The organism is Streptomyces varsoviensis, from assembly GCF_000718635.1.
Classification (GTDB): domain Bacteria; phylum Actinomycetota; class Actinomycetes; order Streptomycetales; family Streptomycetaceae; genus Streptomyces; species Streptomyces varsoviensis.
Genome location: NZ_JOBF01000079.1, coordinates 1 through 570 on the forward strand (window position 1 = coordinate 1; position 570 = coordinate 570).

Genomic DNA, 570 nt, shown 5'->3' on the forward strand with positions numbered 1-570 from the left:
TCGAGGAGTCTGCGGCGGCCGGCTTTGCGCAGGGCGGCCGGGGAGCCGTGGCGTTCCAGGAGCCAGGTGACGGCCTGGTGGTCGAGGCGGGGGCCCAGGACCCGTTCCAGCGACGGGTGGAACTGGGTGAGCAGGCCGCGGATGCGGTTGGAGGTGCGGGTGGCCTCGGCGGCGAGGTCCTGGTCGAAGCCGACCAGGACGGTCAGCTCCGCGGTGATCTCGTCGGTCAGATGCAGCGAGCGCAGGGTGTGCGGCATGGTGCGGGCCGCGTCCGCGATCACGGCCGCGTCCTTCGCGTCGGTTTTCGCCTCGCCGGGGTAGAGGTCGGCGCCGGGCAGGTAGGCGACCTTGCAGCCGCTGTCGCGGGCGACCGTGAGCGGGAGGGCGCCGATCGAGGCGGGCTGGTCCACGATCACCAGGACGGTGGTGAACTTCGCGGTCAGCTTGTCGAACACGGCCCGCAGCTTCGGCTCGCTGTTGGGCAGCGGCTTGTCGAAGACCTTCTTGCCGGCCGGGGTGAGTCCGTGGCCGTGGTGAGTACTCTTGCCGACGTCCAGGCCCAGGAACACG

At 71.2% G+C, this 570-nt stretch carries 1 protein-coding gene; it reads right to left on the minus strand.

All coding sequences use genetic code 11. The features are described from left to right. On the minus strand, positions 1–569 hold a 569-nt coding region (locus IF55_RS35670), incomplete at its 3' end, for an IS110 family transposase (protein WP_245661680.1). Position 570: the final 1 nt, after the last annotated feature.